This is a genomic window from Mycoplasmopsis fermentans PG18 (genome assembly GCF_000209735.1).
GTDB classification, from domain to species: domain Bacteria; phylum Bacillota_I; class Bacilli_A; order Mycoplasmatales; family Metamycoplasmataceae; genus Mycoplasmopsis; species Mycoplasmopsis fermentans.
The window spans coordinates 983,682-1,001,405 of the sequence record NC_021002.1 but is presented as its reverse complement, the minus strand read 5'-3'; the positions used below and the strand labels follow the sequence as shown (position 1 = coordinate 1,001,405).

Here is a 17,724-nt window from a genome sequence, read left to right as displayed (position 1 = left end):
GATTTTGAAATATTTTCTTTTCATTACTGTGTTTAGCAGCTCTTATATAACTTTTGTTACCAAAGTGGCGGCCAACATGATATGAAGAGTGTTGATCAATAATTCCCTGTAAATCTTTAATAAGTTTTTCATTTGAATCAATTTGAGTTTGGCACAAACTTAGTTCATTTCAAAGACTAGAAAGTCATTCTTGATTCTCATATTTCTTTCAAATTTCTTTTAATTTGTTGTCTTTTTCTTTTAATTTTTGATTTGATTCTTTAAAGTATTTTATGCTGTTTTCAATTCACAATTTTTCTTTTTTATAGTTTGAATGGTCAACTGCATAACCAATTAAAGTACCGGCTGATACTGCGCCAACAACCCCAGCAGAAATACCCATTGTTAAAGCTACAATTTTTTTTGTGCTATTTTTCATAGTTGTCTCCTTATATTTAACATAAAAAAATTTAAATTTTCGGGACATAAGGAAAATTATGTCGATAATTATGTCCTTAAAATCCTTTTTTATAGTTGCATAAGTAAAATGCAAACATATATTTAAATTAATTTCAATATAATTATAGCATTATTTTTATTAATAATAAATATTAATATTTTTATTTTATCATTATTAAATAGCAATTTTTATTAATTTGATTTTACCAAAGTGGCTATTTTATAATGGATTTAGTAAAATGCAGAATTTTTTAAAATTTTATTTAAATATGATAAACATTATTTTTTTAGTTTTTTTATTTTATTTTTTAGCATCTCAATTTCTTCTTTTAAGCTGCAATTTTCTTTCTCTAATTTGATAATTGTAAGCTCTAAATTATTATTTATATTTAATAATTGCATAGAATTTAAGCCTATTTTTTGATCTTGTATGGCTAAAATAGCATACTCATCCATGATACTTTTATCATAATCAATATAAGTTTTTTGAGTAATATTTGAATTTGTGTGTCCTAATAATTTGGCTACTAAATCATTATTTTTTAAATTATAAAAAGCTTTAGTTGCATAATTATGTCTTAAGACGTGAGCCGAGATTTTATATTTAAAATCAGGATATTTTTCACTAATATGTTTTTTAAAAAGATAAAACATATTTTTAATTGATTTTTCAGAAATACGTAATTTATCTATATTTTCTAATATATCTTCTCTAAGATTACCTATTAAAGGCATCTCTAATTTTGATGGAATCCTAAAGTATCTAGGATTGTTGTTTTTTAATGTTTTAATAATAAAACTTCAATTCTCTTTTTCTAATTTATCAATGTTTTTAATAAATTCTTTATATTCTCCAACTCTAATACCAGTTGAAAGAAAAATACGAAAAATGATACTAAATTTGGTGTTTTTGTAGCTTTTTAATTCTTCAACAAGTTTAATTAATTCCTTTTCAGGTATAGCTTGTCTTTTGCCTTTTTCTTCTTTTATATATAGAAGTTCATTTTTAACATCCATATTTGTATTAGTGATTTTGCAAAATCAATTTAAAAAAGAAGAAAATATGTTTCTTTTAGTTAATTTAGTATTATTTGAAATTTTATTATTTGCTAATTCACGATTCATCCTTACAATTAATTGCTTCGCATTGTTTCAATTTTTTAAGGATGATAAATACCTTTTATATTGTTTAAAAGTTTGATAACTTCTTTGGTTTTTTTGAACCATTGAGTAAATATTATTCAAAAAAATATCAAGAAAATTATTATTCTTTTTCATGTTTTTTGACCTCCAAAAATGTCTAATAAATATTTTAATATAAAGACATAATTTTCCTTATGTCCGGAAAATTTAATTTTTTTATGTTAAATATAAGGAGACAACTATGAAAAATAGCACAAAAAAAATTGTAGCTTTAACAATGGGTATTTCTGCCGGAATTGTTGGTGCAGTATCAGCTGGTACTTTAATTGGTTATGCAGTTGACCATTCAAACTATAAAAAAGAAAAATTGTGAATTGAAAACAATATAAAATACCTTAAAGAATCAAATCAAAAATTAAAAGAAAAAGACAACAAATTAAAAGAAATTTGAAAGAAATATGAAAATCAAGCATGACTTTCAAGTCTTTGAAATGAACTAAGTTTGTGCCAAACTCAAATTGACTCAAATGAAAAACTTATTAAAGATTTACAAGGAATTATTGATCAACACTCTTCATATCATATTGGTCACCACTTTGGTAACAAAAGTTATATAAGAGCTGTTAAACACAGTAATGAAAAGAAAATAATTCAAAATCTTTTACCAGAAATGATAGAAAGAACAAAACAAGTTATTAATCAAAGCGAATATGAAAATATCAAAAAATCAATCCAAGATTTTGTTGTTCGTAGTAATGATTTATTAACTTTAAAAACTGCAGATGAAAAATTTGTTGATGCTAATAGTAAAAGTGAATTAAATTCTTTAGAACTTAAAATTAAGGAATATCAAAACACTTTAAGTAAAATTGAAGAAGAAGCACTTTCAAGCAACATAAAACCTAACATTTCAACTGAAATGATTGATAAGGCAGCAGATTTTATTAAATCCGATTTTCATGTTTGAAATGACAAAATTATTAAAAAATATGTTAAAAAAGATGGTTTAATTAAAAAATTCATGTCAAACATAGATAAAATAGAAGAATTATCAGCAAAAATAGAAGATGCTAATACTATTGCAAGTAATAATTCTCCAATTTTAAATCCTATTAATGCTGTTAAAAAGATTTTATTATCAAGATTTGACTCTAATAATTATGACGTTATTTTAGAAAATGGCGGTGTTTTAGTAAATAGAAGCGTTATTATAGAAGATATTATTAAGGCATGTAAAACATTAGAACAATCATATGGAAATACGAAGGAATATATAAATCGTTATGTTAATACTTTTGTTAAAACAATTGAAAATACAAAATTATTTAATAAATCTCAAATTCTAGACTTAAGCAACAAATCATTAACACCTATTATTAATGGTCTTAATGAATTTAACTCATTTGTTGAAAGTTCAAATCAAATTTCTTTTGAAAAATTAGATGAATTTATTAACAAAATTCAAGCTATTCTAAATGTTGAAAATGATTTGACAACTTCTATTCAGTCTGTTATTAAAGAATTTTTAAATGCTTATAATTCAAATGTCGATTCAATTGAAACAACAGTTAAATTAGCTAAACTAAATAACTCAAAACAAATTATTGATCAATTTGTACAAAAATCTAAAATTGAATTAAGTTCTCTCAAATGAGATAAGTATATTGAAGGCAGAAACAAATTAATTAATGAATATGTTAATAGCAAAAATGAATTAGATTCAATAAAAAATGGATTTAAAAAAGCCTTTGTTAATATTAAATCAAGATTAAATGAATTTAATTTAGCATTAGAAGCAAACAAAACAACATTAAATGGATTTAATTTATTTGAAACTTCTTATAAATCAATAATTGATATACAAACTAAACTAGATCCTTTATTAAAAGCTAATTTAGATTCTGATATTGACAACAAAATTAATAATATTTCAACATTCTTTGAAATTATTTCAAATCTTAAAGAATATGAAACTAATTATTTAAAAATATTTGAAATTATTAAAAACGCAACTGATTTAAACTTACAAAAAGTCAATAACTTTGCTTCGAAACCTAAAGAAATTTCAAAACTTATTAGTAATGCGAATCCAAAAATTGCTGATTTCTTATCAAAAATTTCTGATAATTTAAAAACATTAGACCAATTCGAAGATGTTAAAAAAATAATTGAAGATATTAATAATAACAAACCTAATTTATCAACTAAAGAAATATCTTCAATTGAAAATAGTGAAATTCAAAATGACAAAGAAAAATTTAAAGGACTATTTGAAAAAATTAATTTAATCAATAATTTTATTTCATCAATTAATGAAAAAGATAAACTTTATAGTAATTTCTTAGAAAATGAAGCTCAATTTTGCTTAGAATCATACAACGAAATGGATGCAAAATTAGCAGCAATAGCAAATGTGGATTCTAAAGTATATGAATATAAAAACAAAATTTTTGATGCTGCAATTGAAGCTTATAAAAATGTTAATTCTACAGAAAACTTTAGTATTGTTCAAGCTGATAAAGACAATAAAGTTAACTTTGTTAAAAAATGATTTGGTGTTCTTAATTACTATAATGAATATGTAAAAGAAAAAGCGAAAACTGAACAAAAAGCAAAATTAACTTCAGAACAAGAAAGTTCACTTGTTTTTGCAAAAAATGAAATGATTGCAATTAAAAATAATCAAATTTCTAAATTAGATAGTCAAGGTTTAAAAGCTTTGCAACAACTTGATGGTGGTGTTGATTTTACAAACATTGATTTAATTAAAAATTATTTAAATGAAACAGATTATTTATTAGCTGTTCAAGATTTAAGAGAATATTTCTTAAACAAACTAATTTACTTATTACATGAAAAATTCAATTATGGTGATGTATACTGATCTCCAACAAAATTGTATAGACCAACATTTGACTCACAAAATAATGTAAATTGAGATGAAAAATCAAAAATTTGAACTAAACCTAAAGTTCTAGGTAAAAAACATCTATATGACCATATTTCAGATTTAGATACTAGAGGATACTCAAAAGGTAACACAAATGGAGGCTGAGGAAATTCTAAAGGTGATAAAGTTAGAGCCGAATATTCATGACACCGATATGGAGTAGATAAAGGAAATACTACTAGTGAAATCGAACAAGGTAAACAAATTGAAAATGATCATTATGCCCCTTGACATACAATTTTTGAAGTTCAAGAACTTGGTAAACCGGGTAAACCAACAGTTAAATATATAAGTCAAAAATATCCTAATAAATCTTATATTGATTATGCAGGACCAATACATGATGATATTTGAAGTGGACATGATGATCTATATACTTTGGCCAAATTAATAGAATATGAGAAAACAATAACTGAAAAAATGCTTTTAAATATCAAAAAAATATCAGATTCTAAAATAATGCTTAAAAATGATTTTAAAGACAATTTTGTTAATTTAAATGATGCTCTTTACAAAATAAAATATGCTTTTGATTTCATTAAATACAACAATCCAACAAGCAATGGATATTATGAAGAAAGATGAGAAAGTTGAAGCGGAGAAGAAAACAAATCTCATTACGCAATTGGAAATAATCCATTAAGAAATAGAGTTTGAGTTTATAGCAAAGAAAAACCATATAAAACTTTTAAAACTCCAGGTAAACAAAATCCAGATGAAGAAATAATAAATGGATTCAACGGTCCTCACTATAGATCATTTCTTGGAAAATCAGATGAAAAATATGATAGTACTAACCCACTATTTGGATATATGCCATTTTCTAATAAATTATTCTCATATTTAAGAACAGTAGACCATTCTTCAGCTCATTTCTTATTAAAACATAACAGGGCTCCTATTTCATGAGTAAATTACATCTTTGAATTTACTCTTGATAACCCACTAGGAAACTTTGATGCTTCATACTACATATGAAATAAAATGTACTGAAAATCAGAATATACAATCACTGAGAAATACATTTTGAAAAAATCATCGCCTTCTGAAACAGTTTCAATTTGAGATAAATGATCAAATATCTTTACTGCAACAAGTAATAATACATACAGCAAACTTATTTGATAAATTAATGATATTTAATATTATATTGAACCCAAAATTCCTTTTTCAAAAAAAAGGGGGTTCATTTAATATTTAAATTAAAAAAATATTATGACTATTCCATACAAAAAGTATTATTGAAATTGCTTAGAATTTTGTGTAAAATCTCTCCATTTTTCAATAGAAAGGAATTGACTTTGCGTCAACACCTAATAGTATTGTGGAACAAAATAAGATAATGCTTAAAAAACATTATCTTATTTTTAAAATTAAAATTTTAAAATAGGAAAAAGATCTTGCTATGCAAGAAATCTTAATTCCTCTCCACTCTCCCCTTTATTCAATTAAAGGAGAGACCTTCTTTGAAACTAAAGAAGCAAAGCTTTTAAAATTTGAAGAAAAATTATTCTTCATGGGACATCACACAAAATTTTTTACAGTCCCGGTTCACATACCATTTTAGCTTAATTTTAAATAAATAAAAACTTGCACAAATTGTGCAAGTAAATTTCTAATAAATATCTTTGCTAACATCTTTTAAGAAGAAACGATAATTAGTTGTACTTGTTATGTAGTAATCATGTTTTTGATTTTCATCATAAATAGCAATATTAAATGTAATATGTGGCTTTTGATCAATTGAACGACCTACTACATTTTTATTTCCAAAATAGTGCGTATTAGGATTATTTTTTAACGTTTGTAATTTATTGTTTATTTCTTCTAATATTTTTTTAGCTTCTTGTTCTTTGCTTGAAGCTGAATTCATTCTATTTGTAATATTAGAAACTATTTGGTTATATTGTTTTTTTGCATTATCATCAATTATGTGATTTTTATAAGCAACAAAACTTTCAATATTTAAACAATAAGTATATGGAGTATTTGCTAAAAGAGAATATCTAGAATCTAATACATGTTTGAATGTATTCATGATATCTACATATGAAGTACTTTTGTTTGTTTTTGAGAAATGATATTTGAAAATTGGGAAGTAATATTGATGATTTATACCTTTATTTTGTCAATTTCCATTTCACATATACATATTTTCTGAGTATAAAGTATCAGCCATGAATTGCATATTTTCAGCTACAAATTCAATAAATTGAGTGTTATAACGTTTATCATATGCATAACCTGGACAAGGAATTCCTACTGTACTTTCATTTTCATAGAAACTATATAAAGTTTGTAATCTATAACTATATCTAAAGTTGTTTTTAGGTAAAATAATTGTTGTTTTTTGACCTTTAGCATCTTTAAATATTGTTTCATCTCTTAATAAAGGAATTACAACTTGTTGAGAAAATAAATTGCCATCTGGAATAATAACTTTGTTGAAGTTAAATAATTCACCATATTTAGCAACACCACTATAGCTTAATTCTTTTGCAACTGTTGAATCTGTAAAATATTTATTAACAGCTTCTTTATTTTTAACATTTTCGCCTCTATTTCAGTCAAAAACATATTTAGCAACTTTAATGTTTTGATTTTTTGATTTAAATTCATTTACATAATTTAAAGCAGTAAAGTCAAGCGTTTGAGTTTTTTCATCAAAAATATATGATCATAATTGTAAACCACTATTAGCTGCATAAATTGAATTTTTGTCATTAAGATGATCTTTAACATATTGAGCAAATCCACCAACTAACATAACTGTTCTATAACCATCATCAAATTTTTGATTTGAATCATTAATAGCAAGCATTTCTTCATCTAAAGCCATGTCATAACCCATTAAGATATTTCGTTCTCAATCAATTTTGTTATTGTTATGTCTCATTCTACGATTTCCAGGATCTTTACCTAAATCTCTATATAAACTATCCATTACATTTGAATATTTAATGTATCGAGCTAGGGCTACATTGCCAAAGGTTTCAGCATGTTTGTATAGAGTTTCAATACTTGCATATCATCTATATTTATTAATTTTTTCATCTTCATTATTGAATGATACTTGACCTAGTAATTTACCATTTAAATCAACAAAGTATTTGTGGTAGTTATCTACTAATAAACTAGTCATTTTAGCATTATTTGATGAATTTAATCTTTCAAAGAAGTATTTTTCGTTTAATTCTTTATATTGACGATTATGCATGTCAATTGAATTTTGAATTTCAACTAAAGCTTTATTTGGCCCATTAAATGAGTTTTCAACAAATAATTTGTATTCTTTATTATGTTTAGTTTCAACATCTTTAGCTTTATATCTTGCTTCATAATATAATTCAGTTAATTTTTTAAGTTCTTCAAAATCACCATTTTCAATATCATCTTTAATAATAGAATAATCATTTATTAATTGTTCAACATGACTTAATAAATCACCTATTTTGTGTTTATTAACAGTTGCTAAATTAGCAGGATAATTAGCATTAAATTTATCTAAAGAATATTTATTTGTTTTTAAATTGTTTAATACATCAATTTCTCTTTGGTTTACAATGATATCATTTTGAGGATCACTAGATAATAATCAAGGTCTAACATTTGCTACAACAGGAGTAACATTTAGACTCATTAATTGTTTATATTTATTCAGTGTTTGAGTTCTAAATTCATTGTAAGTATTAAGTGTTTTTTGACTTAAGTTTGCAGCGCTATTTTTTACTTTATCTTCTGTTTTATAGGCTTTTTTGCTATTTGCAATTAAAGCATCAACTTCACTAATTTCTTTATTAATGTCATTTAAATTTGTGCTTGCAAATTTTATTGAAGCATGTTCATAAATATTTACTAATTGTCTAAGTTCTTCAACATAGTTTCTTAATTTTTCAATATTTTGTTCATCAAATTCACGCAATTTATTTGTTATTATTTGATTATTATTTGACATTAATTCTTTAATTCTAGCTGTTTCAGTTTCATATCATTGAGCATCTTCAGGAACATTTCCACTAATTAATTCACTTTGTTTTTTGTTTTTGAAATTGTTAAGTATTGTTTCAATAGATGTTTTTCCAGAAGCTAAGTTTTGTTCTTCTTTTTTGAAGTTATTGTAAGCTTCAACATCTTTGTATCCGCTAGGTTCATTGTTATATGAATTTTCAATTGCTTGAATAGCTTTTTCAAAGTTTGTTGCTTCAACAACATATTTAAGGTATTTACCAATTTTTATCATTTCACTGTCGGCATTTCATTTATTTTGAATTGCTTGATGTTTTGTTGTAAGTGTTGCAACATCAGCATCATAATTAGTAATATTTTGTGAACAGAAGTTAACTATATCTGCCTTGAATTCATTAAATTTAGTTGTAACTTTATCTTTTAATTCTTGATTAGTTATTTCATCTAATTTGATGTCATATTTGTTTAAGAATTTAGTTTCAACAAATACTTTATTTTCAATAAATTTAATGATGTTTTCGTCTTTATTTGGTACATCTTTATATTTGTTATAAACAGTATCATATTCACTTTGAACAAAACCTATGGTATTGATTTTTTGAACTAAATCATCAATTTCATCAATTACTTTTTGTAATGAAGCTTTATATTGAACTAAGCTATCACCAATTGATTTAGTAAGATCATTTGATAATGATGAATAGCCTTTTAGTTTTGCTAAGTCTGCATTAATTTCTGATTTAAGGTTTTTTAAATTAATAATTGCAGTAGTTTTTTGTGAATTTTTCAATTCTTGACGAGCAGTATTTAATGCATCATTTAAATGATTAGTAGCATCTTCAATTTTAGTTTTTGATTTGTGATCAATATTGTTTTCAATAATTCGATCATAATTTTGTTTAGCAGTATTTAGTGCAGTTAAAGCCGTTTGCTCTTCACTAGTTATTGTGCTTGTTGTTTTTTTATCATTTAAGAATTGAATAATTCCATTAGCTTCATCTAGTTTTTGAAGATTTTCATTTTTAGCTTATTCTCATGCTCTTTCATATTCATTAGTTTTTGTGATTGCGTTATCTTTAAATTGGGTTGCTCTTGCAATTAATTGATCTAATTTTTCTATAGTTTTATCACTAGAATTATCGATTTTTACTAAGTATGCAAGGTTACTATTATTGTTCATTATTGTATCGATTTTTGTTTTAATTATTTTAATAATTTCATCATTTGATTGTTTAATTCCATGCAAAATAGAACCTTCATATTTACCGTCAGCAACTTTAGGACTTAAGAATCCATCAGTTTCATTTGCAATAGTTTTAAGTCGGTTAATTCTATTGTTGAATTCAGTATTAATTTTTGTAAGAATTCTATTGCCAAGAGCTTTAATAGCTACAAGTTTTTCATTTGCATCTTTAATTGTTGTAATTAAAGTTTTTAAGTCATTAACACCATTATTAGCTTTTTGTTTAACTGGTGCAATTGTTTTTTTATAATCATCTTTGTCAGCTAAAAAGACACTTGAATTATTTGAAATAATGTCATCTATTTTTTGATATTTAGCATCTTTTACTTCATTAATAATTTCCTGTAAAGCTACATTAAGATCTGCTTCATATTGATTTATTTCATTTATTACTTTTGTATATTGACCACTAGCAGATTTTTCAGCTTTTAAGTATTTTAGTGTCATTGAACTAAAGTGATTTTCTAAATTATTATTTGCATCATTTATTAAAGCTTTAGTTAAAGGCAATTTACTATCAGCATCTGAATAATTAGCATATGAATTAATTTTGTCAAAGTTTAATCTTAATTCTGCAAGAATGTCATTTCTTTCATTTTGTGTAGCGGCTAATCTATTTTTTAAATCATTAAGTTTACCTTCAATTTCTTCATAATCTCTTTTTACTTCTGAAAGTTTGATTACTTTATTTAAATTATTTGGATATTTATTTTTTAAAATAGCTAAAGAGTTTAAAAAGTCTAAATGTAAACTTGTTGTAATGTCTTCATATAAATCGCTGTAAATAGAATTATTAATTGCTTCTAGTTGATCTTCATATTCTTTAATAGTTGCATTAATTAAGTTACATTTTTTATTGACAACTTCATTAATTAATATTTCAATTAAGTCATTACTATTTTTAATTTCAATTAAAGCATTTTTAAGAGTTTTAAGATCATTGTTATTTTGATCAATTAATTCTTGATATTCTGCTTTCTTTTGATTATTTAATTTAGTAATCGAATCTGAATAGTTATCAACTTTATTAATACCAGTTAATTCATCATTAGCGGTAGTCAATTCTTGAGCTTTATTATTTGATTTTTGAATTTGTTCTTTTAATTTATTACGATAAGCAGCTGCAGCTTCATTTTTGTAATTATCTAATGATTGTTTGTAACCATCTAGAATATCTTTAATAGTTTGTAAATCATTAATGTTTTTGTTTTCTCATTCTTGATTTTTAATTTTGCTATATGTATTTTCATAATATTCTTGAATGGTTTTTATTGAGCTATGAGTTGCTAAAATGTGTTCATTAAATTCATTTGGAAGTGTATCAGCTTGTACTTTTAAATCATTCATTAATTCACTAATTTGATTTCTTAAATTAGTATTTTCTTGTTTAAATTCTGCTTTTTTGTTTTGAATTTCTTTTAATTTTGCTTCTGCTTTAGTTATATTATTTGTTAAGTTATCAACACCTACATCTTTGATTTGATCTTTATTATTAGCAGCGTTTTTAACTTCATTAAATAAGGCTTGAGAATTATCAAAAAGTTGTTGAATTTCTCGAACTTGAGCAGCAGTCATTCATGTTTCATTTTTTGCTTTTTCTTCTTCAACTTTTTGATTTGTATCTTGAGCTTTATTATTAACAGTTGCTACTGCTGTATTAATTAAATCGGTTAACTCTTTAATTAATGCTTCACTTTGAGTTTTTGTTTGATTTAAAATAGCAATATCAGTTGAGTCTTGATTGTCTTCTACAGCTTTTAAATTGGTTACAAAATTAGCTGGAAGAGTTAAATTGTTTGGATTGTTTCTAATGTATTGTACTAATTCTTTTATTGCTGAAATATTTTCTTTAATTTTGTTGTTAAGAGCTGTTTTATAGTTGTTTACAACATTTTCTAAATCTTGAATTGCAACTTTAGAATCATTAATTTTAGCTGTTATATTACTATTATTTTGATCTTTAGAAACTTCTTTTAATAATTCATTTTTATTATTTGCTGCTTCAAGTTTAGGTTTCACTTTTGTGTTATAATCCGCTATTGTAGCAGGTGTAATATTTAAATCATTTAGTTGTTTTTGAAGCTCAGCAAATTTGTCTTTATTTGTATTATATTGATCATTTGCTTGTCGAATGAGAGCTTCACGATCAGTTTTAATTTTAGTTAAATTACCAATTAATTTTTCTAATTCAACTTTAGTATTAACAATTGATTTTTGGCTTTCTTTAATTAAGTTAGCTCGTGCTAATTTTGTAATTCTATCAGCATCTTCATCAGCAGTTGAATTAGCTTCAAGATTTGTAATTTGAGCTCCATAATAATCTTTTGAAGATAATGATTTTAATGAATCTTTTAAATCGTTATATTCATTTAATTTATCTTTTAATGTATTTTGTTTTGCAACTATGTCTTCTGTTCTTTTTTCTTCAATAGCATCAATTAATTTTTGACCAAATTGAACATTGTGATTAATTGCATTTTCATCATTGCCTTTAACAATATTTTTCATTGAATCTAATATAGATTTTAAATCTTTTTTGGAAGCAGCAGTTGAACTATTTTCATTGTAATCAATTTTCTCATTTTGCATTAAATTTGAGTAATATGAATTATCTAAATTGTCTAAAGAATTTCTTGAATTTAAATGATTTTCAACCTTTTCAATTGATGATTGTAATTTATTTTTAGCAGCTGCTAAACTATTGTTTTTATTCAATACTTCTTGATATTTTGCTTCAAGATCTTTATCTAATTGTTGAAGTTTTGTTAAATTAACTTCTTCTAATTTTGAAGTTTCAATAGCTTCTTTTGTTGAATTAAGAAGTGCTTGAAGTTGATCGATATTTGTTGCTGAAGGATTGTTAGTTATATATTCTTCTACTGTTTTAATTGTATTATCTAAATTAGTTTTAGCTTGATTCCATTTTGTTTCATAATAATTAACTAATTGTTTAATTTCTTCTATTTTAGCTTTAATTTTAGTTATATGTTCTTTAGATGTTTTAAGATTTTTTTCTACACTTAATTTTCCAGATTCTTTGTATTCTTTTGCTTTTTGATAAACTGAATTAGCTTCAAAAGCAGGATTTAAAACTAAGTCATTGTCTTGATATTTGTCTTTACCTAATTTGACGATTGTTTCTTTTTTATAGTCTTTTTTGATTGCTTCTAATTCTTCAAAAGCACTATCGAATTTCTTTATAAATGCGTTTCATTCTGGAATTTTAGTGCTTGTATATTTTCCATATACATCATTGTTTTCTTTTACTAAATCTTCTAATTCTTTAATAGTAATAGTTGTACTATTGTCAATAGCATTTTTAATTTTTTCCAACTTTCATTAATTAGTTTAATTGTTTTTGGAAAGACATCTTGATGTTCTGGACCATTGATGCTGTTTGAATAAATTTGTCAATTTTTTCTAGCTTCATCAAGTTTAGACAATAGGAATGTTCTATATTGATCTTGTGAATTTTTGATAACTTCTTTTAATTCTATAGTTGTATTTTTTACAAGACTTAGCATTGCTCGATCTTTATTTAAAGTTTTAACAGCTTTAATGCCTTCTTCAAGTGTTTTGAAGAAATCATCAGTATTGTTATAGTGTTCATCTGTATAATGTTTGATTAAATTTTCTGCTTCTTTTAAAGCCTTTTCATATTCTTTTAATGCTTGAATTCTTCTATTTTTAGCATCTAGAATATTATCATTTACAAATTTAACTCCATTAGTTAATTGTGCATTATAAATAGCACGCATTTTTTCATAGAAAATACGATAAATTTCTTCTTGTTTCGCTTCAATACCTTTAATATGTTCTGAACGAATTTGAGATATTAAATTGTCCATAATAATATCTAAAGCCATTTTGTAATGGTCATCTAATTTAAAGTAATTTTCATAATCAGCATTAACTTGCATTGGAATTGTAAAGTTATTTTTTAAATCGCCATCTAATAATGAATTTCAGTAGCTATTAGTTGCTAAGTTTGAGTGAGCTGCAACTTTTTGATTCATTTCATTATCTTTTGTATATAAAGTTTTTAATAATTCAAAAGCAGTTTTAACATCAATAGTTGAGTTTGTAAGTTTCGCTTTATTATCATCTATATATTGTTTGTAGATTTCTGAATCTTTGAATAAATTGTAAACATTTGTCACAATTGTTTTGTAGTTATTACGTGAAGTATTGATTAAAGCTTTTTGCTTTTGAACATAATTATCAAAATCAATAAGTGCACTATTAACAATTTGAGTTCCAATTGAGCTTAAACGAGTTGCTTGTTCTGCTAAAAGTGAGTCAACTTTAGTTTTGATTTCACTATATTTATCTTTTGAATTTGAATATTGATCTAATCCTGCATCTAGAGTTGCGATAAGTTCATTAGCTTTATTTATATTTTCATTAAAAATTGCTTCATATTTATCAAAATCTTTTTCTAAAGAATTATATTTTTGAACAAAACCTGGTGTAGTTAAATAAGCTTTAAATAAATCTATTTGTTTATTAACTAAAGCTTTGCTTTCATTTGTTGTTTTAATTTTTTTAATTAAATATTCGATAAATTGTGACAATGAATCTTTGTCATAAGTTGAGTCTATTACATCTTGTTTTATTTTGTGTAATTTTGCTTCTAAGGCTGTTTTATAGGCTAGTAAGGAAGCTAGAAGTTTATTATTAGCTTCAATTATTGCTTTTGGTGTAATAGCATCAATTGTTTGAGTATTTTGAACTAAAACTTCTAAGTTTTCAATTTCACTTAGAATATTATCTTCATTAAGTGTAGCATCAAAAGTAGCTTTACGAGCTTTAATATCATCGATCAAATATTTGTAATCGCTTGATTCTAACAATTTAGTTTTTGAATCACTTTGTGTGTCAGTTAAGATAGTTTTTAAAGCATTAATAAACTCTTCTTTTTTAGTTTTTAAGTTAGAAATTTCATCATTAATTTCTTTAATATTTGTTGAAGCAAGTTTAATTTTTGCTTGATCAATAGCTTTGTTAAATTCAATTATTGGATTGTTATAATTTGTTTCATCTTTAGCTTTATAGTTATCTCTTGTAACTTCAGCATCATTAATTGTTGCTTTTAAATCTACAGTATTTTTATCTAATAAGTCTTTTTCATAATTAACTTTTAATGTATCAACATGATCTGCTGCTTTAATTGTTGCATCATTTAAAATTTTGTCGATTTCATTAATATTTTTAGTAATTGAAACTAAAACATTTTCATATTCAGCAACAATAGCACCTGTAACTTTCGATTTAGCTACTTCAGCTTCTTTTTTAAGAGTTTCGTATTTTTCTTTTAAATCTCTTAAGTTATTTCTTGCTTGAATTTCTGAACTTGATGTTCCTTGTTTTACTAAATTACTTAAGTAAAATTCAAAAGTTTTTTCATTATTTTTATATTCTTTATTTGCTTTTTTAACTATATTATTTTCGAGATTATCATTTGTAATATGACCATTTAAAACGAAAACAACTCTAACAGCATCTTGACCATTAGATTGAATGAAAGAATAACCTTTAAATGAAGCTTTTAATGAACTTGGTATTTCGTTGTAAATAAAATGTTTATTTTTAGAAATATATTTTTTAAGATTTTCAGAATCATTTTTAGGCATATTATCTAAATATTCTTTTAATTTAGATTTATCTTCAAATAGCTCTTTTTCTTTTAAAATAGTACTTTTTTCATCAAACTTCTTGAAACCACTTATTGGAACAATTTTTGACTTTTTAACTTTTGTATTTTTATTTGTAATTTCAATTTTGTAGTATGCAGTTGATTTTAGAACATTTGATCCTTCTAGAGAAACATTAATTTCATAATTAGAATCTTTTTTGTATTCAACATTTGTAATTTTTGCATCACTAGCATAAATTTCACTTACATTTTGTCCTTTAATTTCTAAATTTTTTAGAAAATCATCATCAGACATTTTTTTAGTATTTTGTGTTTTTATTGCAATAATAGTTAATAGAATTGAGCCAGTTATAGTAGCTGTTGCAATAGCTCATCCTAATCCTTTTGTTGCTTTTGAAATAGTTTTTGTAGACATATTTCCTCCTTAAAACAATACTTTTCTATATTTTTTTACTAAAAAATTATATATTAAAATATATAAAAATTAATATTTTGAATCAATAAAACAAATAAAAAAATATATTAACTAGTTTAATAAATTATAACTTTTGAAAACTTATAGGCTAAATTATATTTTCAAAAGTTAAATCGAAGGATGCTAAATTATAGTTTCAACCTTTTTTATTGTTATAGTTAAATTGAAATGAATGTTAAAAATATATTTGTTAGTTTCTTCCTTTTAAAGATATTTTGGTAATTTCAACATAAGCTTTTTCAAGCTTAATTTTATTAAATCATCATTAGAAAGTAAAGAATCATTTAATTCATTTTTAACACTATTGCTAAAATATTTAAGATTGAAATTAACAATATTTTCTGCTCTCAAATTATTATTTTCTTGATATAAAAATATTTGTGTTTTTTTACTATTAAATACGGTTTTTAAAATATTTCGTTCAACACATTCGTAGTTAGTAGCGCCTTTATTTTTTAAATCTTGTAATACATATTTAAATTTTTTGGCACTTTCTGCTAGGCCCAAAAATTTATCATTAGCAACTATTGAAAACATATCATTTTAGTAGCATTAATTTGAATGAATCCATCTATTTCAAAGTGGTTTTCGTCAGTTCTTACCTTTTCATAAATACCATCATCAAAATATAAATAATAACTTAAAAATGCACTACTTTTTTATCATCATAACTATATTTAGTTTTAAAAATAACCTTTTTGTCATTATTTTTGAATAAGTCATATTTAGGCAATTTGCTTGTATATAAATATCTACTTGTATAAGCTTCATTTGTATCTTCAAAACCTTGTCTAAATCTTGAAGCAAAATAATTTTTATCTTTAAAAATATTTTCTCTCGAGTCTACAGAAACAAGTTTTACATATTTGAAATAAGCTTGTAAAAATTCTTTTTAGAAAATAAATTTTCTATATCTTTTAAATTTAATTCTTTACTTAAAGCTAAAATCATTAGGTTTTTAACTTTTTATATTTATTGTCATTTAAATAAACTCTTATTTTTAAATTTTTAGTTCTTTATTAATTAAATTTAAATTAAGATTAATTTTGCTCTGAAATAAGTTTAAATTATCAACATATTGATCTAAAGTTATAACGTTATTGGCCGATAATTTTGAAGAATCATTAACTCCAAAAAATAATTCTTCAAAAGATTTTGTTAATTTAACTATTTTGAAATTATTAATTTTTACTTGTTTAATTTTTGATTTAACTTTAGCATTGCTTTTCAATTGTAAGTAAAAATTAAATGTTACTTCACTATTATTTTTTATAATTGAATTTATTTCTAATTTAACTTCATATTTAGCCGGATCTAATTTTTTTATTCAATTTATTTAAATCTTCAACTAATTTTTTAGCTAACTTTTTGATAGGTTTAACTGATTCAGGCTTCTTTTCTTATTCTTCACAAGATGTGCTCATTGCAATAACCTTAAAGGTAAAAAAGCACTTAAATGCCTTAAAAACTTATTTTTTTCATAATAAAATTTTTCTTCCAATGTTTAATTGTGGTATTCATTATAAATGAAGATTTAACAAAAGCGAATAAATTATTTTAAAAAAATAAGAGAATAAATTGGTATGAACCCCAAAAATTGGACTTTTTAATTATGTTTGGACTTATTCCTGTATTGGACAGGACTAAGTCCTTTTAATTTATTAAACATTCTGTCATTATTATAATATGAAATATATTCTCCCTAAGCAGTTTTAAATTCTTTAAAACTATTAAATTTCTTTTCTTTCTCAAATCAAAATTCTCTTTTTATAACACTAAATAAACATTCAGTAGGACTATTGTCTAAANCATTTCCCTTTCTTGACATGCTTTGAGTTGTTTTGTTTTCTTTC

Annotated in this window: 7 protein-coding genes and 2 pseudogenes; 1 reads left to right on the top strand and 8 read right to left on the bottom strand. The window is 23.8% G+C overall.

Features of this window, described 5'->3' with window-relative positions; translation table 4 throughout:
* Positions 1-418: pseudogene (locus tag MBIO_RS04520) on the bottom strand (rhoptry family protein); the annotation flags it as partial.
* 299 nt (positions 419-717) lie between these two features.
* Entirely contained in the window at positions 718-1,563 is an 846-nt protein-coding gene (locus tag MBIO_RS04575; protein WP_258408940.1) for a site-specific integrase, read from the bottom strand.
* A gap of 259 nt (positions 1,564-1,822) precedes the next feature.
* On the opposite strand from MBIO_RS04575, the gene MBIO_RS04510 reads away from it, so the two are divergent.
* A complete protein-coding gene (locus MBIO_RS04510; protein WP_015511303.1) occupies positions 1,823-5,659 on the top strand; it encodes a rhoptry family protein in 3,837 nt (1,278 codons plus the stop codon).
* A 487-nt stretch (positions 5,660-6,146) separates the two neighbouring features.
* Here MBIO_RS04510 and MBIO_RS04505 read toward each other — a convergent pair whose 3' ends face one another.
* From MBIO_RS04505 to MBIO_RS05345, 6 genes and pseudogenes are all read right to left on the bottom strand, one after another.
* Complete coding sequence (locus tag MBIO_RS04505; RefSeq protein ID WP_129622091.1) at positions 6,147-9,287, bottom strand: hypothetical protein; 3,141 nt, start codon at positions 9,285-9,287, stop codon at positions 6,147-6,149.
* A gap of 237 nt (positions 9,288-9,524) precedes the next feature.
* Positions 9,525-13,073, bottom strand: a complete 3,549-nt coding sequence (locus MBIO_RS05185; protein WP_015511301.1) for a coiled-coil domain-containing protein — start codon at positions 13,071-13,073, stop codon at positions 9,525-9,527.
* Complete coding sequence (locus tag MBIO_RS04500) at positions 13,016-15,811, bottom strand: hypothetical protein (RefSeq protein WP_015511300.1); 2,796 nt, start codon at positions 15,809-15,811, stop codon at positions 13,016-13,018. The genes MBIO_RS05185 and MBIO_RS04500 overlap by 58 nt, the downstream gene beginning before the upstream one ends.
* Before the next feature lie 264 nt (positions 15,812-16,075).
* The gene (locus tag MBIO_RS04495; RefSeq protein ID WP_013354585.1) at positions 16,076-16,408 is read right to left on the bottom strand and encodes a hypothetical protein; all 333 of its coding nucleotides are present in this window, start codon (positions 16,406-16,408) and stop codon (positions 16,076-16,078) included.
* 463 nt (positions 16,409-16,871) lie between these two features.
* The gene (locus tag MBIO_RS04490; protein WP_013354584.1) at positions 16,872-17,102 is read right to left on the bottom strand and encodes a hypothetical protein; all 231 of its coding nucleotides are present in this window, start codon (positions 17,100-17,102) and stop codon (positions 16,872-16,874) included.
* Between the two features lie 375 nt (positions 17,103-17,477).
* Positions 17,478-17,579: pseudogene (locus tag MBIO_RS05345) on the bottom strand (IS3 family transposase); the annotation flags it as partial.
* Positions 17,580-17,724 lie beyond the last annotated feature (145 nt).